The following is a 20,266-nucleotide window of genomic DNA, read 5'->3' on the forward strand; positions in this document are numbered from 1 at the left end:
TACAGCCGACGGGAGACGGAACTCACGACTACAAATGAGCCAGGTATACCGACTACATTCGACGCTCGAACTGCCGCTTGAAACCGTCTACGACCACTTTGAAAGCGAACCCCCACTACCGGATGGAATCGACAGCGTCGATATCACCCGCCGGAACAACACGCTTATCATCAGTGCTGTCTCGACGGACGAATCCATCAGCAAATACACGCCGACGGCGCAACTGAAAGCCAGCGTCTCGGAAACACGGGTCTTCACCGAAGAGGAGGAGGCACGACGCAACGCGCCGCGGTGGGGTACGGACGCAGAAGACGAAGAGGAAGAAGAGCCAACGGGCGAACTCATCGAGATGGCCGCGTTCAAAGGCGACCGGGAAACCGTGCTTCAGAACAGCGCGGTTCAGTATCCGATGTTCCAGGTGCTATGCACCCTCGCCCGACAGGCCGAAAAGGGAACGCTCACCGCGATTTCGGAAGTCGATGGTGATTTGGAAGCGACCCGCATCGTGGACGGCGACGACCGACCGGCCTCCATCGAAGTGGTGGAAGGCCCAAGCAACGAAAGCTCGTCGTCCAGCGGCGTGAACTGGCGCGACAACAAGTTCATCTCGTAATCGCGCGGTTCTGGGTTCGTATTCGGTCGAAAGCGGTGAGCGGTAGTGCTATCGTTTTCTCTTTTGTATTAAAATTCGAATCCAATCTTTTACTAACCTAAATGGTTCTTCATGCGGAGCCGAAAAGCACTTTAGACAGGTAATTATATCTAATTACGAGTCATGGCAGACGAGTTTCCAGACTATCTCGACGTAGACTACGGCGATGGTGAAGGCGAAAACCCCGAGGATTACCCCTCGCTCGAACACAAAGTAGAGAAAGCCATCGAGGTCACGAAGAAAGGTCTCGAAGAGTACGAAAACCCCGCCGTGATGTGGACGGGTGGCAAAGATTCCACGCTCACGCTCTACTTCATCAAAGAAGTGGCGGAGCGCTACGATTTGGAGGTTCCACCGGCGGTCTTCATCGACCACTTCCAGCACTTCCAAGACATTCACGACTTCGTCGAGCATTGGGCCGACGAATGGGATTTGGAAGTCATTTACGCCCGCAACGAGGACGTTGGCGACTACGTTGACGAACACGGCCTCGAACCCGGCGACGACATCGAAATCGGTGAACTCTCCGACCACAACCAGCACCACGTTCACGACCTGCTGGAATACGAGGAGGACACCTTCCCGTTCCTGCTCGACACCTACGTCGGCAACCACCTGCTGAAGACCGTTGCGCTGAACGACGCGCTTGAGCAGTACGACGTTGATGGCGTCATCTCCGGCGTCCGTTGGGACGAACAGGAAGCCCGCGCCGACGAGACGTTCTTCAGCCCGCGTCACGACCCCGAAATCTACCCACCGCACGACCGCATTCAGCCCATCCTCCACTTCGACGAACCGGCCGTTTGGGACGCCTTCTGGTACTTCGTCGTCCCGGACACCGTTGAGGCGTACCCCGACGACGGCTACGTCCCGCAAGGATTCGACGACCTGCCGGAGGGCGTTGAGCAGGACGATATCCCCGTCTCGCCGAAGTACTTCGAAGGGTTCCGCTCGCTCGGCAGCGAAGTCAGCACGCAGAAGAGCGACCAGGAACCAGCATGGTTGCAGGACATGGAGAACACGACCGAGCGTGCAGGCCGCGCCCAAGACAAAGAAGACCTGATGGAGCGTCTGCGCGACCTCGGCTACATGTAGAACCTTTTACGACGGTCGAAAGTCAGCAGTCGCGTGCCGTAGCGCGCGACCGCTGACCGTCTCCCTGTAAAAGCTTCACCAAAAGCACTCCTCCCTCATTTCGCACTGGAAGAGCTTCGCTCTTCCGTGCTCCATTCAGTCGTCGGCCCGGAAAATCGGAGATTTTCCGGAGAGTGAGCTAGCCCTCCGGCGGCGGTGGCGGTTGCTGATTTTTGGTGGTTGTGACACTTACTAACCCTCGGTGATCGTGACGACTGCTGACCTCGTTCCCAGTGAAAATTCTCGAATTTCGGTGGTTGTGTCGATTGCCTATTGCTCCCTCGTTTCACTCGGTCGCTGGTCAGTGTCCGAACTGTGTCCAATTGTCCCCATGCCAAATTTTCACAAGAAAGAACTATGGGTCAACTCCTGAAACAGACGTGTCACGATGGCAGACGACGACCCACTTGCCAAAATCGACCCGGCAAACTATTACGACGACCTCGGCGAGGGCGAGTGGGAACGCCTCGAAGAATCGTTCAAAAACTCACTGGAGTTCGAGAACACGACGGACTATCTCGACCAGTATTTGCCCAAGTCGGGCCACATCCTCGACGCTGGCGGGGCCGCCGGGAGGTATTCGATTTGGTTGGCTGAACAGGGTTACGACGTAACTTTGCTCGACCTGTCTGCGGAGCAGGTCGCCATCGCCAAAGAGCGCATATCGAAACGCGACCTCGAATCGCAGGTTACGGTTCAGCAGGGCGACATCCGTGACCTGCCGTTTTCTGCCGACCAGTTCGATGCAACTCTGTGTCTCGGCGGGCCACTCTCGCACGTCGTTGTGGACGACCAACGGAACAAAGCAGTCTGCGAACTCCATCGCGTGACCACCTCGGATGCCCCTATCTTCGTCTCCGTGATGGGGTTCGTCGCTGTCGTCCAGAACCTCGTAAAGAGCGCACCGCATTTTGAGACTGGCGTTCGCCAACTTCCGGACCTCGTGGAGACTGCAACGTATTCGGCCGAACTCGCGGAAAAATACGAAGGCGATGACCCGTCGTTCGTAGAGTGCCACTTCTTCCGCGCCCCGGAACTGCGCGACCTGCTGGAAAATCACGGTTTCGCGCTCGAAATCGTCGCCGGACTCGAAGGCCCGGCCTCGAACTTCGGAACCGCGCTGGAAGAAATCGATGCAGATGCACAGGAAAACGTCGCCGAAGTCGTTCGAAAACTACGCGAAGACCCGACGATTGCGGATTTGTCGAACCACATTCTGGCTGTCGGGCGAGTCGAGTAAAGCCGAGCCGTTTTGTTCTATCTCGTCGCGCGATACTCGCCGTGTTTGATGCCGAGGAAGAGCGCTATCAGGCCGAAAACCAGCATCGAAGGGGCCACCATCATCAGTACTGTCCCCATCGCCATGACATCCATCCCGATGAGGCCCGCCGTACCGACGGCGACGATTGCTAGCAGTGCTCCGGCGGTCACGGGTAAATTGAACTCCATATCGGACAGTTAGCCGAACAAAGGAAAAGCGTTACTCCGATTTTGGCCGCATGAGATTCGCCAGCGTAACCAAGAATCCCATACACCAACCCAACGGTACCGCGATGCCGAACCACATACCGACGTAGGCGAACCCTTCGAGGTCGAAGCGCGCGCGGAGAATCTCGTTGATTCCGCGGTAATCGAGGACGTTGTCCAGCAACCACACCGCCAGCGTCTCGCTGTTCGGGAAGATGACCTCCGAGAGCGTCGGCGAGTACAGCGCGGCGACCACAGGCGGCAGGAACAGCGCCGTCATGCCGAACGGATAGGCGAACAGAACGGTTGTAATCCGACCACCGTATCGACTGGAGAGGTACGCGAGCACTGCGGCAACTGTCGCGACGCCTCCCGCGGCGGTGACAGCGTAGAATCCTTCAGTGGAAAAGCGCACTCTGGCCAGTGCCGCCAGTCCGCCCCAGATGAGCACCGAGAGCAGGACGACGCCCAGTACGCCGAGACTCGCCGCGGTTCGGTCGATGCGACTCGTGTAGTAGCGCGTCGCAAAGCCGAACAGGACGAACGGGTACAGGAGAGCAACGACGAGCGTACCGACCACGCCCCATATCCGATAGGCTACTTTCCCCGCCGTACTCTGTGGCGTCCACTGCCCGAGCACCGAGTGGGACTGCTGTCGCTGTCGTGGAAAGAACAGTGACATCCATCCGGTGTGTAACTGGTGTAAGTCGTACCGTATCGCATCGAGAAGTCCTCCCTGACTCGTCCCGCGTGACATACCGGAATTTGATTCGGCCAGCCGATATGAGGTTCTCCTTACCGGTCGGGGAAACGGTCGGAAATCGGACTAAACTACTCCGCCCGCCGCCCGGCGTGGCCCGGATAGTCGCGCTCGAACCGATTTTCGATTTCCGCCTCGCCAAGTTCGATGACGACCGGCCGCCCGTGCGGACAGGCGTAGGGATTGTCACAGTCGTCCAGCGCGGACAGCAGACTCACCACGTCACCTTCGTGCAGCGACGTATTGCCGGTAATCGAGGGATAGCACGCCAAATCGGAGATGAGCGCGTCGGCGACCGCCGCCGCGGAATTTCGGTCGTGTTCGTCCGAGTCGGCCGAGACGAACTCGGAGAGCACGTCCCGAAGGAGTTCCGGAGACAGCGTCTCGCTGAGAACCGCGGGAACCGTCGTCACTTCGACCGTTCGCTCCCCCGTGAGCGCCGCGTGGAACCCCAACCGTGCCAGCGCCTCGTCGTACTCACTGAACAGTGCGGCCTCCGCCGCCGTCAATTCGAGTTCGACCGGCGAGGCGAGCACCTGCGTCGTCGTGTCGCCTGCAAACTTCTCGCGCAGTCGTTCGTAGTTCACGCGCTCGTCGGCGGCGTGCTGGTCGATGAGCACCAGTCCGTCCGGCGTTTCGGCGACGACGTAGGTGTCGTGCAGTTGCCCGAGGACGCGCATCCGTGGCAGTCGGTCGAACTCCCGTTCCGCCGGTTTGGACGTGTCGGGCGCATCGGTCAGCGTCTCTGTTTCGGTCGTCGCGCGGAACTTTCGTTCCGGGTTTCGATTCATCTGTTCCGCGGTGTTTCGATTCGACTTGCTCTGCGATGGTTCGTCTCGTGATTCGTTTCGTGATTTTCGGGGTTCGTCGTCAGTTGCCGACGAGTTTGCATCCGTGTCGGTTCTGTTGGCATCCACGACCGGTTCGTCAGTGTTCGTATCGGATGCGTTCGCGTCCGCGGTTTCGTTCTCCGCAGTCGTCTTCCGACCATTTGCAGTATTTGCAGTTGCAGAATCGCGTTCGCGCGATTCTGCAACCGTCCTGCTGGTTGATGACGGCTCCGCGTTCACGGATTTCGATTCGTCGGTCGATTTGTCCACGGCCGCCGCAAAATCGCGTTCGTCCGTGGTCGCTCCCAGTTCCGACTGCACCTCGGGTGTCACGTCGGTTTCGTCGGGCGCGGAACGTCCACGGGGTGCGGCCGACCGAATCAGTCCGTCGTCGAGAAGCGCGTTTTCTATCGAATCGCGTACGGCCTTCCGAACCGTCCCCTCGTCGCCGAACCGAACTTCCATCTTTCGCGGGTGGACGTTCACGTCCACGGAATCGCCCGGCACGGAGAGGAAGAGGACGGCGAACGGATAGCGGTCGGGTGCGAGTTGGTTTCCGTAGGCGTCGAGGACGGCCTCCCGAACGACCGACGAGCGAACGTAGCGCCCGTTGACGTAGGTTGCGACGTACTCTCGCGTGCTCCGGGTGGTTTCGGGGTGGCTGACGTAGCCCGAAACGGCGAGTTCGGTACGCTCCGCGTCTTCCGTGTCCCGTTCGTCGTCCCCCTCGCTGCGCTCGTCTCCAACGGCAATCATCGCGGTGGCGACTTCCCGACCGTAGACGGACAAAATTGCGGATTGGAGGTCGCCCTGCCCTGTTGTCGAAAACACCTCGCGCCCGTCGTGTTCCAGCGAGAACGCCACGTCGGGATTCGCCAACGCGTACTGCGTGACGACTCGATTGACGTGCGAGAACTCGGTCGAGTCGGTTTTCAGGTACTTCTCCCGCGCCGGAGTGTTGAAAAACAGGTCGGTGACCTCCACCGTCGTCCCTGCCGGTCGTCCGGCGGGCTTGATTTCCTCTACGTCGCCTCCCACGAGTCGGAGTTCCGTCCCCGCCTCGCCGCCCCTCGCTTTCGTTCTGATTGTGAGTCGGGCCACCGCGCCGATGGTGTAGAGGGCTTCCCCACGGAAGCCGAGGGTGGCGACTCCGGATTCCAAATCGTCTATATCTCGAATCTTGCTCGTCGTGTGTTCCTCGACGGCGAGTTGTACGTCGTCCTCGCTCATGCCGATGCCGTCGTCCTCGATGACGATTTTCTCGGTTCCGCCGCCGTCGATTCGCACCGAAATCCGTCCGGCGTCTGCGTCGAGGCTGTTTTCGACCAGTTCCTTCACCACGGAGGCGGGTCGCTCTACGACCTCTCCCGCCGCGATTCGCTGAACCGTTTTTTCATCCAGCGCTCGAATCGTTAGCTCCCCGTCGCTCATTTTTGATACCGTTCCGTTCAGGCGTCTTCAAGCTTGAGATGTTTGACTGCACGTGTCGCAGTTCGAAGTCAAATCTGAATACTGGTAGATGCGGTTTGCGCGGAGTTGGGGACCACTGTCACCGGTTTTACAACTAAATTTTAATACGGTTGAAAAGTGTATCCAAACCATTAAAATTCAAAATAATGATACAAGTCGTAACGCTTACTCAGGTTCGCAGCGTGTTACTGACCGACATGCAGACGTTCACCGAAACGTTAGAAATCGTTACATTAGGCAACCACGTTCGCATCGAACTCGTGGACGGAACCGCCTACGAAGGGCCTGCGAGTCCAATCGATTACATGCCCGACGACCGCTTCCGACTCGAAATCGAACCACGACACGAGGGAATCCGGCGGTGCGAGGTCAGTTCGGAATGCGTCGATGGGAAGTGGGAGACGCCCGAGGTTCGCCACTATAGCCTCGGCGACGACGACTGGGTGGTCGCGGGGGAAGCCGACGGTATCGAAATTACGCGGTAGCGCTCGTCATCACGCTGGCTTCCCACAAAATCCGATTCGGTTACGGCTCGACCGGATAGGTCACGCAGGAGCGAATCCACGCATCCGCGTTGTCGGGGTCGTACAGCATGACGACGCGGCCTGCGCCGTCGGTGTATTCGGTCTGTTGTACGTCTGCTGGTTGGTTCTCTTGCTCAGTAGACATTTAGGTTGAATGCTCGTGGGGTTCTGTGGTGGGACTGCGGTAGTTACTCGACATTCGTCTCTTGTCTGCTCTCGGATTGCCGTCTTTCAGATTGCTGTTGTTCGTCCGATTGCTGTCGGTTCCAGGCGTCTTGACACGCCTCGTCGCAGAACGAGTGGAGGACGACCGATCCGTTTTCGGTGGTTTCCGTGACGATAGGAAACCAGTCCGTGGTCTCGATGGGTGACCCGCAGTGAGAACAGACCGGCGTTCCCATCGGGGACGCGGCAGTGGTGCTGTCTTCTGATTCTCTGTCGTCCGTATCCTCGTTCATGTATCGACTGGCGACAAACGCTTTGCGGCCACAACTCGATTATCGGTGATGGTCACTTCACATCCCGCAATGGTGAAACTAATCTTCGATTCGATGTCTCGGTCGGTCGTCGGCGTCGGCTGAAATAGTCGGTCGAGTGCATCTGGGTCGATGGTATCGTACAGCGGAGAATCGAGTTCGAGTGGGTCAACGCCGTTTACCTGCGAGATGGCCTGTACGACAGCTTCACTGACGTGGCCGTTCGTAATCGGCGTTGTAACGGTGTTTGCTCGTTCGTTCATGCGTTCTACGACATTGGCCACGTGCAGTATCGGCAAAGCGGTTCCAGCTAGCTATGCAGTAGCATGGAATACCCACGGCTAGCTATCTAGTACATCCACTTCGTACAGTTGGTCGAACAGTTTCCGCTGTGCCGACCTGAGGTGGTTGATGAACGTCGGTTGCGTGATGTCGAGTGAGGCGGCAACCTCCTGCCCCGTCGTACTCCGTGGCGAGTCGAAAAAACCGCTTAGATACGCAGTTTCTAACACCTGTTGCTGTCGGTCGGTCAATCGCTCCTCGAACGCGGCACGGCACGTCTGCACCGTCTGCACTGGACGTTCTCTGTTCCTCCGGGCGGCGAGTTCGAGTCCCGGATAGCGCGCTCGTAGTGTCTCTACGAACTCCCTCACTTCCGTCGTGTGCGGGACGTTGACGACTGCTCGAATCGACTCTTCGCTCGCCGTAATCGACTCCGGGACGGCCCCTCGTTCGACTAGCGCCGAGGCAAACAGCGGTTCGGTGACTGTCACCTCGAACAGCGCGTTCTCGTCGCGTTCGCTGACGAGCCGACTGTTTGTTACCCCGACGACGCCGTTGAGATACGACTGCACTGCTTCGATGTCCGTCATCGACGCCGTGATGAACAGATGGTCTTCATCCTCGTTGCCTGCCACGACGCCCTCATACGCGACCTGACAGTCGAGATTGCCCGCAAGTCGTTGGAGTAAATCGTCGGAGTCGTGGACGCGCAAGTCGAGTTCGACAGTTTGGTCGGTCAGTAATCCACGCTTCGTTTCGATAGCGTTGATGGCGTAGGCGATGGTTTCGCCGAGCTCGGCAAACACCTCCCGAGACAGTGCATCGAAGGCATCGGGGCGATTTGCGTACACAGCCAGCACGCCATACGAGTAGTCTCGATAGACGAGCGGAATGGCGACGACTGACTGATAGCCACGCATGAGCGCCTCGGGCCGCCAGTCATCGCTTTGGAGTCCTGCTGTGACACCGGCGACGTCCGCCACGTTTTCGATGGCGGTCAAATCGCCGCTTTGGATTGCCATCGCGGCAGGTTCGCCTTTATCCTCCGTCTCCGAGTCGCCATCCAGCGTGAGCGAGACGCTATCTAAATATCCGCGTTCGGTTCCGGCCCACGCTTCTGGAATCACCTGTGATGCGGTTTCGTCGGGGCGTCCGATCCACGACATCGCAAATCGGTCGGTTTCGGCGAGGCGTTCACACACCTCGCTGACCATGTTGGAACGCGAGTCCGAGAGGACGAGCAGATGCTCGATGTCGCGAAGCAGTTCCGTCGTTTCGTGCAGTCGTTCGAGTCGTTCCGTCTGCTGTTCGAGTTCTTGTTCTCGCTCGCGGAGGGCTGACTCCCGACTCACGCGGTCGAGTGCGGCTTGGGTCGTTGCGGCGAAAATCGTCGCCAGTTCGATGGCGTCCGCTTCGAAGGTTGCCGCTCGGTCATCAACCGAAACGAACACGCCGTGATTTCCGAGCGGAACGTACAAACCGCTTCGGAGACGCGTGTCCGGGTTGTAGACGTGTTCTGATTCACGCACGTCGTCGAACACCTGTGTCTCCCCAGTGACGAACACCTGCCACGTGATGCTTTCACCCGCTTCGAACGACGTAGGTTCGCCTACGAGCTCCGGCACGTCGTCGGAGTGTGCCACTGGCCGCAGCACGCTCGTCTCCTCGTCGAACAGGAAAACGGCCACGCCGGGGAGGTCGAGAACCGACGCTCCGACCTCCGCTGCGATTTTGGCGATCGCCTCCGCCGAATCAGCTTCGAGCATCTCCTGTGTCGCCGTATGGAGCGCCGTAAGCGCCTGTTCATGACGCATACGTGCAGTGACATCCATCGAAACGCCGATGACGCCGGTCATCTCGTTACCATCCCAAATCGGTTGATACCACGTTTCGAAATATCCGTCGCGTATCTCGTGAATCGTATCGACCGGTTCGCCCGACAGCGCCCGTTCGATGTCGTCAATGACGGCGGGATAGTCGGCCAACCAGTCGAAAACGGAGTTGCCTACAGCATCCTCCGAATCCGCATTGAATGTCGACAGTCCACGTCCCTCGGAGAGCGTAAACGTCCCATCGACGTCTATGGCGAACAGAATAACCGGAACGTTCTCGACTACGGTTCGAAGTCGCTCTTCGTTCTCGCGAAGCGCCCGCTCGCGCTCGACTCGCTTCGTGATGTCGCGGATGACACCGACGGTTCCTTTCCCCTCCGACGCATCGTCGCTCGGAAGCGGCCTGAAACGGAGTTCTACCGGAATCTCGTCCCCATCTACGGAACGCAAGTTTATCGTCGTCGTTTCCGTCTCGGTTTCCCCGGACAGTATTCGTTCGCGCAACCGCGTCGTTTCCGCGAGCGTTTCTTCGCTCGTTATCAGTTCCGGCGTGCTTCCCAGCAGTTCGTCACGGCTGTACCCAGTCATCGAAACGAGCGCATCGTTGGCTGACGTAAATCGAAATTGCTCGTCGGTCGTGTAGATGCCATCGCTGACCGTTTCCACGATGGTTTCGTAGCGTTCGAGTTCCCGTTCCCGCTCTTTTTGCTCGGTAATATCCGTATAGACGCCATACGACCGCTCGCCCGACTCACCCGGGCGTATCGGAATCGACCGCAGGAAGAAATCTCGAACGCCATCGGTCGTTTCGCGCCTGACCTCCCGTTCGATATACTCTCCCCTCTTCGTCCGATGGTTGATGTCGGTTGCTTCTGGTTGGAACTCGGATGGGACGACCACCTCGTCGATTGCTCTGCCGACCACCTCCTCGGAGACGCCGAAACTCTCCTCGAACGCGGCGTTTACCGCCCGAATCATGGGCGTTTCGCCGTCGTACTCGCAGTACGCGATGGCATCCCCCGAATTTTCGAACATCGCCGTCACTCGGTCACGTTCGATTTGAAGTCGCCGGTCGCGTTCGACTCGTTCCGAAATGTCGCGCATGACGCCAACAGTACCCTCGAACTCGCCGTCCTCGACCCGCAATGCGGTAAATCTGATTTCGACCGGAACTTCTTCGCCGTCGGCAGTTCTGATCGGTATTTCGTACTTTCCAACGTCGATTTCACCGGCGAGAAGCCGTTCTCGTTGGCGAATCGCTTCTGCAACCGCTTCGTCGTCCGCGATGAACGATACGTGTTCGCCGACGAGTTCGTCCCAGCAGTACCCCGTCAACTCCTCCATCGCCTCGTTGACCGAGCGGAATCTGAGCGAATCGTCCGAGGCATAAATTCCGTCATCGACCGTTTCCACGATGGTTTCGTAGCGTTCGAGTTCCCGTTGCCGATTCTTTTCGTCGGTAATATCCCTCGCAAACACCGTCACGCCATCTGCAGACGGATAGACCTGCGTCTCCATCCACATCTCTGTTTCTGGCAGATATTCTTCGAACCTGTTCGGTTGCTGTGTCTCCAGTGCGGTGTCGATTTCGTCGTACAATCGGGTTTCGGTGGCGGCCGGAAACAGCGTCCAGATGTGCTCCCCGAGCACCGAACTTCCGTCGTGGCCCCACTCGGCCGCCGATTCGTACCACGGGTCGTTTACGTAGACGAACCGTAGTTCGGTGTCGAGCGCGTAGATTATGGTATCGACGCGGTTCAGCGTTTTCCGATGGTCTGTCAACTCACTCGTTTCGGTGACGACGGCGAAATAGAGGTCGTTCTCCGGGAGCCGAACGATTCGACAGTCGCCGAATCGGACGTGTCGCTCCGCCGTATCGAATGCTGCGACGAAAGATGCCTCTCCTTCGTCGAGGGCGGTCTGGACGCCGGTTTCGAACCGCTCTCGGTCGGACGCAACGACGAGGTCGGACGCACATAGTTCGACGAGGTTGGAATCGGAGCGCCCGGTCAGGTCGGTCAGGCGATTCGACCACCACGTGAGCGGTTCGTCGCGTCTGAACGCAAACGCACACAGTGCTTCGTCTATCGCTGAAAACAGTGGGGAAGACGAACCCTCTCCGTCACACAACCACGACGCGACAGCACCGAATCCGCCGCCATCGAGCGATGTCTGTTTATCGGGAAACGAAATCATGTCGGTTTGTGCCCCTCGTCATTAGTAGTGGCTACGCGCAGAGAGGGTCGGCACGGTCATGAATCCGTTGCCGATTACGCGCTGCTCGTCGTTCCAGCGGACTTATCCACGCCAAACCCGAATCCGAACCCGATGGAGCGAAGCGTGGCAATCCAGCGCGTCGAAGAACTCGTCGAGACGGTCGAGAACGACACCATGCCAGTCCCCGTCCGCGAAATCTGGGTGTACGGCGACGTGGCACTCGGTCTTGACCCTATCGACCGACTCGATGTGTACGTGACGAAGGACATCCTGCTCCGAGGTGACGACGCCGACCGCGAAGACGACTTCGTGGACACCCACGGCGTGAAGGGTATCGGGAAGACGGTTCGCGCGGAGTGGGCGGACGACCATCCCGACCTAATCCGGGCGAATGACAACGGCTATGCGGCACCCGAAAAATGTCTGGCGGCGCACCTCCTGCCCGAGAACGAACCGGTTCACCTCGAAGTCTGCAATTCGAGTTTCGAGGACAACGTTACCCAACGTTTGCGGGGTGCGATGGCTCGCGATGCCTACGAACAGATTCTCGACCCGAGAGGCGTCTGTCTGTGGGTCGATGGCCAGCGGAGCACGGAAGCGTTCCGGAAGTTGCGCGAAAGTGAGTTCGCGTTTCCGACGCTCCCGGCGGCGTTGGAGATGCTCGGAATGGAAGAAGAGAAGACGGATTCGGCCGCCGAAGCGGTCGAATCCTACCGACGCCGGCAGGATGGTGCGACGGTTCGCGGTGACGTGGTGTAATCGTCGCTGGAATCTCGGCGAGCGAGTGGCGAACAGGCGGCACGCTTCGTTCGCGCGGGGGTTTTGCCACACAACGTCCTCGGCCACCCACGCGACCGGTTTCAGGTCACGTCGGGGTTGGCTTCGGTTTAGTACTTAAAATCTCGCAACAACCTTGTTCACTAACTCATCCTTCGAATCCATCTTCGAAACGGAACGTCCCGTTCCGTTGGACGATTTCACCGTCAATTTCGATGAACGAATCCTCGCTCATATCGACAATCATGTCGAGGTGGGTCGCACTCTCGTTGTACGGTTGACCCTCTGGGACGGTCTGCTGGATGGCCTTTCCGATTGCAAGATGGATGGTATCGCCCATCTTCTCGTCGAAGAGCATGTTATAAGTGAATCGGTCGATGTCGCGGTTCATCCCGATGCCGAGTTCGCCGAGCCGGCGCGCACCCTCGTCCGTGTTGAGGACGCCTGCGAGCACTTCCTCGTTCTTCTCGGCGCTGTGCTCGACTACTTCGCCGTCTTCGAATTTCAGCCATGCGCCTTCGATTTCCCGGCCCTGACGGATGAGCGGCTTGTCGAACAGCACTTCGCCGTCCACGGAATCCGGTACTGGTGCGGTGAACACCTCGCCGCCGGGGAGATTTTTCTCACCGTAATCGTTGACCGTCTTCATCCCTTCGACGTTCATTCGGATGTCGGTAGTGTCTCCCGAGACGATACGAACCTCGTCCGCGGGGTCTAAGATTTCGACCATGTTCTGTTGGAACTCGCGCTGTTCGTCCCAATCTTTGTTCACCGCGCCGTAGACGAATTTCTCGTACTCTTCGGTACTCATTTCGGCCAGTTGTGCCTCGCCGGGTGCAGGAAACTGCGTTCCAACCCATCGCTTGCCCATCCGTTCCTGTTGCACGGGCGCGATAGCAGTTCTGTAGGCCGCGACTTTCTCAGCCGGAACGTCGCTCATCTCCGCCGTGTTTTCGGCTCCCTTGATGATGATGACGGCGTCCGTTTCCTCCATCTCCGCGAGCGACTGCTCGGGAAGTTCGAAATCGTTTTCGTCGCATGCCCGATGAAATGCTCGCTCGGCCCGCGAACTTCGCATGGCGAGCGACGGCTTTGCACCTCGCTCGCCCAATTTTTCGTAGATGGCGACGGCGAGGTCTTCTGCCACTGTTGGGGCGGCAACCCGGACAGAGTCCCCTTTTTCGATGCTCACCGAATGGTCAACGATAATCTCCGCGTGTTCGCTGATTCGTGGGTCCATACCGTAGCGTGAACCGTCGCCGTGATAACAATTTTCGGATTATATTCGGGCCATCTTCACTCACACCCGCCCTGTCGTGACGTAAAACGGAACGACCTCTGCCCGCCGATACTCGTTTTTCTGCATCTGCTCGATGACCGACCGCCCCATCTCCCGCCACTCCGCGCGCAATCGCTCGTACTCGTCGGCCGTGAGCGAACCGGTCAACGTTTCCTGTCGTTCGCGGAGCGCGTCCGCAGTCGCTTTCTTTTTCGCGGCTTCGAGGTCGCGCGCCGAGTACGGCGGCGCGACCGTCTTCGAGTGGTGATGCTTCCGGGTCGAAACGTCGGAAATACCGACGTTCGAAAACGCGTTTCGCGTTCCTTCTCCGCCGAGTGCGACGTTCGTATCGACGCCGTCTACGTATGCTTCGCGGGCGCGGTGGGACAGGTCGCCCTCCGCGGAAACGGTCGATTCGACCGAGACGGCCGAGTTGTCCGGTTCGACTGCGGCCACGAGGTCGGACGAAATGCGGGCAAACTCCCGGACTGCGCGCTCCGGGTCGGGGAGATTGATGAGTAACGCCTGACAGACCACGAGGTCGAAACTGTCGTCCGGAAACGGCAGTCGATGAGCATCGCCCGCAACGACCGGGACGTGTTCCCCTGCGACCGCCAGCAGTCGCGGGTCTGCGTCCGTCCCGACCACTTCGCCCGCCGTTTCTTCGGCCAGAACGCGGGAGAGTTCGCCCGTTCCACAGCCGACATCGAGCACGCGTTTTCGGGAGTCCAGTTCGAGGTCGGAAAGCGCCTCACGGGACTCCCACATCCCCTCTCGCGTTCGTTCCAGATAGTCGGCGGAGAACTCTCGCATAGCTAATTCCTCGCTTGGATTTCGGAGAGAGAAGGGAAAAGCGGGACGGTCTGGGTGCAGTCCGAAACTGTTTCGTTTCACTTCTTCCATACCAATTCACTTACCGCCATACCAAGGTTGATACCTCCTCACTGGCCTACGATGAAGTAGTGTCGTCATCACGTGCTGATTTCCTCTCCGGAGTCCGAGTCTCTCTTCCAATCGTGCTAGGCGTCCTGCCGTTCGGGATGGTCGCCGGTGTCGCCGCGGTGAGCGCCGGTCTTTCCGCTCCGCTGGCGCTCGCCATGTCCGTCTTCGTCTTCGCTGGAGCGTCGCAACTCGCCGCGGCAGACCTCATCGGACGGAGTGCGCCCGCCGTCGTCGTCGTGCTGACCGTCCTCATCATCAATCTTCGAATGATGATGTACAGCGCCTCAATCGCGCCGTATTTCAAACGTCAATCCGCCCGATGGAAGGCGGGGTTGTCGTACTTCCTCACCGACCAAGCCTACGCGGTTTCGTTGATGAAGTTCGAACAGGACGAGGAGACGAATCGGCGCTGGTACTACCTCGGCGTCGGTGTCTCGCTCTGGGTGACGTGGCAAATCGCCACCGTCGCCGGAATTCTCCTCGGCGCGAGCGTCCCCTCGGGGTGGCACCTCGATTTCGCGGTGCCCCTCGTCTTCCTCGCGGTGCTCGTCCCGAGCGTCACCGACCGCGCGACCACGGTCGCGGCGGTCGTCGGCGGGGTGACTGCCGTCGCCGCGAACGGACTGCCGTTCAACCTCGGCCTCGTGACGGCCGCAGTCGTCGGCATCGTCGCTGGCCTGCTGGTAGAGGAGGTGGCCTGAATGCCACAGACGAATTTCGGGTCGGAGATGCTGTGGCTCATCATCATCGTGGCGGGTCTCGGAACCTACCTGATTCGTCTGTCGTTCATCGCCTTCTTCGGGCGACTGGACGACATTCCGGAGCGAGTAGAGCAGGCGCTCAGATTCGTTCCCGCGGCGGTGCTCTCCGCGCTGGTCGTTCCGCAGTTCGTCTACGCTGACGGTTCAATCGCGCTCTCGCCGGACAATCTGCGACTGTTCGCGGGCGGATTGGCGGTTCTCGTCGCGTGGAAAACCGAGGACATTCTGGCCACGCTGGTCGCCGGAATGGGCGCGCTGTGGCTGTTGAGTTTCCTGTTCGCGTGAAAAATGGATTCGAACTTTTCTCTACTGGCTTTGCAGTGAGCGCCGAATCGTCACGACGATTGCGACGACGACACAGACGACGGCGACCACCGTGATGATAGGATTTCCCGCCGAGTCGAATCGCCAGTCGAAGACAGTGTAGCCGACGAAACCGACGACGAACGCCAGCAAACCGACGAGTTGGAGGGCTTTTGACTGCGAGCGCATAGCCGATTGTTGTTAGCGTAGGTACAAAAATATTGGTCAGGGTACCCCGTGCTTGCGACTGTCGGGACTGTCCCCTACTCTTCGCGCAGTTCTTTGACGCGCTCTATGTTCCACGCGAAGCCTTTGCCGTTTTCCGTCGGCGTTTCGAGGACGAGCGGCACGTCTTCGAGTTCGGGGTGGTTGATGAGCGTCTTCATCCCTTCGTCGCCGATGAGGCCCTTGCCGATGTGAGCGTGTTCGTCCTTGTTCGTGCCGCACTCGTGTTTCGAGTCGTTCAGGTGGATACACTGCAGGTGTTCCAGCCCGACGACTTCGTCGAACTCCTCGATGGTTTCTTCTACTCCCTCGCGGGTGGAGAGGTCGTACCCTGCCGCAAAAGCGTGAGCCGTGTCGATACAGACATCGAGGTCTTGGTCGGATGCGGAAAGTACCTCTGCGAGATGTTCGAAATCACCGCCGAGTTTCGTTCCGCTCCCAGCGTCGCTCTCAATGAGAACCGTGACGCCGTCTGGAATGTCCAACTCGTCCAGCGCGCTGGCGGCGTTTTCGAGTCCGCCTTCGACGCCTGCCCCGGTGTGTGCCCCAAGGTGGACGTTCACGTACTCGACGCCGAGTTTGTCCGCCGCATCGACTTCTTTCTGCATGCTGTCGATTGCCTTCTCGCGGAGGTCGTCTTTCGGCGTACAGAGGTTGACGAGATACGAGGAGTGGATGACCCACGGGCCATCCAATTTTTCCTCGGTTTCTCGCTTGAACAGTTCCGCTTCTTCCTCGCTAATGTCCGGGTCTTTCCACACTTGCGGGGATGTCGTGAATATCTGCCCGCAGTTGCCGCCGAATGTCTCCTGTCGGCAAACCGCGTTGGCGATGTTGTCGTGTGGCGGTTTCGACTCGTCGCTCGAAACCTTCGAACTCGAAATGGAAACGTGTGCTCCGACTCGCATATTCTCCGACTAGTAATCCGGGGGTCAAATGCACTTCGAACCGTCTCCGAATGCTTACATCGACTGCACGAGATGCTCGCGTATGTCTGTCGCGTATGTCTGATTCCAGTGACTTGTCGGTCGGAGATGAGGCTCCCGAATTTAGCGCGCCACTCGTCACCAACGATGGGGAAGTAGAAGACACGTCGCTCTCTTCGCTCCTCACAGACGGGCCGGTATTGCTTTCGTTTTATACGAACGATTTCACCCCCGACTGTATCGAAGAGTAGTGTTCGTCCCGCGATTACGACTGGTTCGCCAGCGGCGACCACGTGCAAGTCGTCGGTATCAGCAAATCGCGCCCGAAAACTCACCGCCGATTCATCGACCATCTCGGTCTGCAGTGTCCGCTTTACACCGACGAAAACCTCGAAGTCGCCGACTCGTTCGGCGTAAAATACCGCACGTTCAGGGTCGTCAACCGCGCGAAACGCTCCTGCTTCCTCATCGACCAAGACCCCACGATTCGGTACGTTTGGGTCGGCAACCATCCTATCGACCCGACGATGGACACGCCTCCGCTGTCGGAAATCCACGAAGCAATCGGAGATACGTTCGGTTCAGAACCCTTCGATTCGGAAGGCGGAACGGGTCGATTCACGCAGTTGGGTCGTTGCGGCGTTTCGTCCACGACTCACTCCCGAACTTGGTTCGTGCGTGCTCGCGCGCACGAACCAACTCATCCTCCATCCATTCGTCTTCCTCCGCGTCTCCCCACTCCTGAAGCGCGGATTCGACCGCGCTGACAGCATCAGCGCGGTCGATGCTGACCTGCTCGTTTATCGTCGTCACGCGCTCGTGGAACGTCTCGGGTGTCGTCTCGGGATTCGAAAACGTCGAAAGATGGCGTTCTGCGTCGAGGGCGAACTTCAACGACCCGTGTTGGATGACGGCGTCTTTCCGCCGGTACTGGGCGTTGCCGCTGATTTTCCGCCCTCCCGCTACCACGTCGTGCGCGGGATGCAGTTCGCGCAGGTAGCACGCAGGTTGGTGGATGACCGGCAGTTTCTCCTCGGTGAACTTCGCGTTCACGCCCATGCGCTCGAAGGCGTCGAAGATGGGTTCACAGAGCAGTTCGTAGGTTTCCATCAGATTCCCCGGCAGTTCCTCCGCGGGCGCGATGATGGAGTAGGAGATCTCGCCGTAGTTGTCGTGATAGATGCCGCCGCCGCCGGTTGGTCGCCGCGTGACGGTGATGTTCTCGTTTTCGCAGAACTCCCAATCGACCGTTTCTGGGTCTTGTCGATAGCCCAGCGACAGCGTACTCGGCTTCCAGCGATACACGCGCAGGGTTCGCGGGCCGCCTTCTGCCGCGGTTTCGGCCGCAATTTCGTCCAGCGCCATGTTCAGCGGGCCGTCCCACGACTCCTCTCGAATCAACCGCCAGTCCCTCTCCGCCAGCGTCATGCTGGAGGATTAGAAGGGGTCGGGCAAAGCGATTGCGGACGAGCGATTACCGTGTCGTCTGTCCCCGAACGAAGACCACGTCAACGACGATGTCTTGGTCAATGTGAAAGGGACCGGCGCTGACCTGTCCCGTCGATTGTGTTAGACGGTTATCAATGCGCTGTGCCATGTCCGGTGGCAGTTGCTCGTTCGGGCCATGCGTCACGATAACTGTCACCTCTGCCGGGTCGTTGAGAAGCACGTCGTCGATGTCGTAGTCGACGCTGACCGATTCGACTTCCATATCGCCGAATTGACCGCTGTCGAACATCGCTTCGATTTCGTTGTTCGCATCGGTTTCGACGCTTCCGACTGCGAAGGACGCCGCCGAAATGGTGCCGAGAACGATTGAGAGGAACACGAGACTGAGGGCGATTGTCGCAATGCGAATGCGGACTGCCCTGCGGGCCTGTGTTGCCTGCTCGCTTTCTTCGGGCCGGTAGCCAGCAATCCACAACAAAATGAGCGCCGAGAGGTTGATAGCGAGCAGGTTCACTAGCACGAGGACGCCCGCAGTGAGGACGACGCCGGAGTACCCCCACGCGAGGCCGAGTCCTGCGGTAGCCGCAGGTGGGATGAGTGCAACCGCGATGGCGACGCCGACGAGTGCCGACCCGGTTCCACGGATGATGCTCACGGCACCGGCGATACCCGAACCCAATGCCAGAAAGAGCGAGAGAAAATTCGGTGAGGTTCGCTCTAGCACCTGTGGAATCGTTCGAATATCGACCGGTGGTAAAAAGACGGTATCTTTCAGGAACAGTCCGAACACAGCGGCGGCGGCGATTGCTGCAAGGAGACCGGTCACCTGTAGTGTCACACCGCGAGAAGTCATCTCGCGGTCGGCGAGAACCGCCCCGACACTGGCCGAGATGGCGGGCCCCATCAGCGGCGCGATGACCATCGCACCGATGATGGTTGCCGCCGAATCGAGCAACAGGCCTGTCGTCGCAATGAGCGTACTCACGATGAGGAAGATGAAGAACGTCGAGGCGGCGGGCGCGAGGTCTTCGGACCGTGCGATGAGTTCGTCACGCGAGATGCGATAGCCGCTGTATCTCTCTTTCAAACTCCCGAGTTTCTCGGAGACGACCGTCTCCGTCGACATGACGATGGTGTAGGAGTCTTCTTTGATGCCAGCCGCGTACAACTGGTCGAGTACGGGTTCGACGCCGGTTTCGGGTACCGGGAACGAAACCAGTGCCTCGAAGTCACCGCGACCCGTTTCCTCCCAGACTGCGTAATCTATTCCCTCCTCGTCGAGTACCGAGAGTACGTCAGACCGGCGTCCTTCCGGAATGAGCACCTGAACGAGACGCATGCCCCATATATGATCTCAGAGTATATAATTTATCTGAAATTATAATTAACATATAATTTTGATTTTGAAATTACGGTCGAACACGACGGTTGACTTCGACCACGTAAGATGGATTTCTCGGAAGACATCACGTTCCCGACGATTCGATAGCGGTATCTCGGCATCGTGAGAGTGTCCCGTTATGAACGACTCCCAGTCCGGACTCCTCCACCACGTCGAACTGTACGCCTCCGATTTCGAACCCTCGGCTACGTTTTGGGGGTGGCTACTCGGCGACCTCGACTATTCCGTCTATCAGGACTGGGATGGCGGTCGGTCGTGGAAACGCGGCCCGACCTACATCGTTCTCGTGCAAGCCAACGAGAAATATCTGGACGAACCATACCATCGCTGTCGCCCCGGCCTGAACCATCTCGCGTTTCACGCGGAATCGCGCGAACAAGTAGACGAACTGACCGCGAAGCTCCGGGAGCGCGACGTGCCGATTCTGTACGAAGATGACCATCCGTTCGCGGGTGGGGAGGACCACTACGCGGTGTATTTCGAAGACCCCGAAAGAATGAAAGTTGAACTCATCGCGCCGAAAAGTCAGCAAATTGGACGGAACGGTGGGCGCTGATA

The 20,266-nt window shown here is 58.8% G+C and carries 21 protein-coding genes and 1 pseudogene; 9 read left to right on the top strand and 13 right to left on the bottom strand.

The annotated features are described in order from the left end of the window. Positions 1-34 precede the first annotated feature (34 nt). From BW974_RS02360 to BW974_RS02370, 3 genes are all read left to right on the top strand, one after another. Positions 35-613: a DUF7110 family protein gene (locus BW974_RS02360; RefSeq protein ID WP_076427645.1), complete on the top strand. Its 579-nt coding sequence runs from the start codon at positions 35-37 to the stop codon at positions 611-613. A 162-nt stretch (positions 614-775) separates the two neighbouring features. Beyond that, positions 776-1,747 carry a phosphoadenosine phosphosulfate reductase family protein gene (locus BW974_RS02365; protein WP_076427647.1) on the top strand — a complete coding sequence of 324 codons (972 nt, stop codon included), beginning with the start codon at positions 776-778 and terminating at the stop codon, positions 1,745-1,747. A gap of 427 nt (positions 1,748-2,174) precedes the next feature. Further along, positions 2,175-3,026, top strand: coding sequence for a class I SAM-dependent methyltransferase (locus BW974_RS02370; protein ID WP_076427648.1), 852 nt, complete (start codon positions 2,175-2,177; stop codon positions 3,024-3,026). 17 nt (positions 3,027-3,043) lie between these two features. Here BW974_RS02370 and BW974_RS02375 read toward each other — a convergent pair whose 3' ends face one another. The 3 genes from BW974_RS02375 to mutL form a co-directional block, all read right to left on the bottom strand. Next, positions 3,044-3,235 carry a DUF7333 family protein gene (locus BW974_RS02375; RefSeq protein ID WP_049971495.1) on the bottom strand — a complete coding sequence of 64 codons (192 nt, stop codon included), beginning with the start codon at positions 3,233-3,235 and terminating at the stop codon, positions 3,044-3,046. 31 nt (positions 3,236-3,266) lie between these two features. Next, positions 3,267-4,010 (bottom strand): hypothetical protein, encoded by a 744-nt coding sequence (locus tag BW974_RS02380; RefSeq protein WP_076427650.1) that lies wholly within the window; start codon positions 4,008-4,010, stop codon positions 3,267-3,269. 74 nt (positions 4,011-4,084) lie between these two features. Beyond that, complete coding sequence (mutL, locus tag BW974_RS02385; protein ID WP_076427652.1) at positions 4,085-6,274, bottom strand: DNA mismatch repair endonuclease MutL; 2,190 nt, start codon at positions 6,272-6,274, stop codon at positions 4,085-4,087. A 185-nt stretch (positions 6,275-6,459) separates the two neighbouring features. Here mutL and BW974_RS02390 point away from each other — a divergent pair, with 185 nt between their 5' ends. Next, the gene (locus BW974_RS02390; RefSeq protein ID WP_245799877.1) at positions 6,460-6,798 is read left to right on the top strand and encodes a hypothetical protein; all 339 of its coding nucleotides are present in this window, start codon (positions 6,460-6,462) and stop codon (positions 6,796-6,798) included. 40 nt (positions 6,799-6,838) lie between these two features. Here the strand turns inward: BW974_RS02390 and BW974_RS25310 are convergent, their stop codons facing one another. From BW974_RS25310 to BW974_RS02405, 4 genes are all read right to left on the bottom strand, one after another. Then, positions 6,839-6,982 (bottom strand): hypothetical protein, encoded by a 144-nt coding sequence (locus BW974_RS25310; protein WP_175609612.1) that lies wholly within the window; start codon positions 6,980-6,982, stop codon positions 6,839-6,841. A gap of 43 nt (positions 6,983-7,025) precedes the next feature. Next, the gene (locus BW974_RS02395) at positions 7,026-7,295 is read right to left on the bottom strand and encodes a DUF7576 family protein (protein WP_076427654.1); all 270 of its coding nucleotides are present in this window, start codon (positions 7,293-7,295) and stop codon (positions 7,026-7,028) included. Then, a complete protein-coding gene (locus BW974_RS02400; RefSeq protein WP_076427655.1) occupies positions 7,292-7,576 on the bottom strand; it encodes a HalOD1 output domain-containing protein in 285 nt (94 codons plus the stop codon). Before BW974_RS02400 ends, BW974_RS02395 begins: the two co-directional genes overlap by 4 nt. A 78-nt stretch (positions 7,577-7,654) precedes the next feature. Further along, positions 7,655-11,623, bottom strand: a complete 3,969-nt coding sequence (locus BW974_RS02405) for a PAS domain S-box protein (protein ID WP_076427657.1) — start codon at positions 11,621-11,623, stop codon at positions 7,655-7,657. Positions 11,624-11,755: 132 nt separating this feature from the next. On the opposite strand from BW974_RS02405, the gene BW974_RS02410 reads away from it, so the two are divergent. After that, positions 11,756-12,403 (top strand): DUF7095 family protein, encoded by a 648-nt coding sequence (locus BW974_RS02410; RefSeq protein ID WP_076427660.1) that lies wholly within the window; start codon positions 11,756-11,758, stop codon positions 12,401-12,403. Between the two features lie 166 nt (positions 12,404-12,569). Here BW974_RS02410 and BW974_RS02415 read toward each other — a convergent pair whose 3' ends face one another. Continuing rightward, a complete protein-coding gene (locus BW974_RS02415; protein WP_076427662.1) occupies positions 12,570-13,661 on the bottom strand; it encodes an aminopeptidase in 1,092 nt (363 codons plus the stop codon). 60 nt (positions 13,662-13,721) lie between these two features. Beyond that, positions 13,722-14,513, bottom strand: coding sequence for a class I SAM-dependent methyltransferase (locus BW974_RS02420; protein WP_076430198.1), 792 nt, complete (start codon positions 14,511-14,513; stop codon positions 13,722-13,724). Positions 14,514-14,662: 149 nt separating this feature from the next. Between BW974_RS02420 and BW974_RS02425 the strand changes: the two genes are divergently transcribed. Further along, positions 14,663-15,343 carry an AzlC family ABC transporter permease gene (locus BW974_RS02425; protein ID WP_076427664.1) on the top strand — a complete coding sequence of 227 codons (681 nt, stop codon included), beginning with the start codon at positions 14,663-14,665 and terminating at the stop codon, positions 15,341-15,343. Next, on the top strand, positions 15,344-15,688 hold the full coding sequence (locus BW974_RS02430) for an AzlD domain-containing protein (protein ID WP_076427666.1): 345 nt from the start codon (positions 15,344-15,346) through the stop codon (positions 15,686-15,688). A 21-nt stretch (positions 15,689-15,709) separates the two neighbouring features. On the opposite strand, the gene BW974_RS02435 is transcribed toward BW974_RS02430, so the two are convergent. Both BW974_RS02435 and BW974_RS02440 read right to left on the bottom strand, forming a co-directional pair. After that, a complete protein-coding gene (locus BW974_RS02435; protein ID WP_076427668.1) occupies positions 15,710-15,895 on the bottom strand; it encodes a hypothetical protein in 186 nt (61 codons plus the stop codon). Between the two features lie 74 nt (positions 15,896-15,969). Next, positions 15,970-16,839 (bottom strand): deoxyribonuclease IV, encoded by an 870-nt coding sequence (locus BW974_RS02440; protein WP_076427670.1) that lies wholly within the window; start codon positions 16,837-16,839, stop codon positions 15,970-15,972. Positions 16,840-16,934: 95 nt separating this feature from the next. On the opposite strand from BW974_RS02440, the pseudogene BW974_RS26355 reads away from it, so the two are divergent. After that, positions 16,935-17,342, top strand: a pseudogene (locus BW974_RS26355) (redoxin domain-containing protein); the annotation flags it as partial. A gap of 133 nt (positions 17,343-17,475) precedes the next feature. Here BW974_RS26355 and BW974_RS02455 read toward each other — a convergent pair. Both BW974_RS02455 and BW974_RS02460 read right to left on the bottom strand, forming a co-directional pair. Next, a complete protein-coding gene (locus BW974_RS02455; protein WP_076427673.1) occupies positions 17,476-18,285 on the bottom strand; it encodes a lipoate--protein ligase family protein in 810 nt (269 codons plus the stop codon). A gap of 46 nt (positions 18,286-18,331) precedes the next feature. Next, entirely contained in the window at positions 18,332-19,645 is a 1,314-nt protein-coding gene (locus tag BW974_RS02460; RefSeq protein WP_076427675.1) for a TIGR00341 family protein, read from the bottom strand. Positions 19,646-19,826: 181 nt separating this feature from the next. On the opposite strand from BW974_RS02460, the gene BW974_RS02465 reads away from it, so the two are divergent. Next, entirely contained in the window at positions 19,827-20,264 is a 438-nt protein-coding gene (locus BW974_RS02465; protein ID WP_076427677.1) for a VOC family protein, read from the top strand. The last annotated feature ends 2 nt before the right edge of the window (positions 20,265-20,266 follow it).

This window comes from Haladaptatus litoreus (assembly GCF_900156425.1).
GTDB lineage: Archaea > Halobacteriota > Halobacteria > Halobacteriales > Haladaptataceae > Haladaptatus > Haladaptatus litoreus.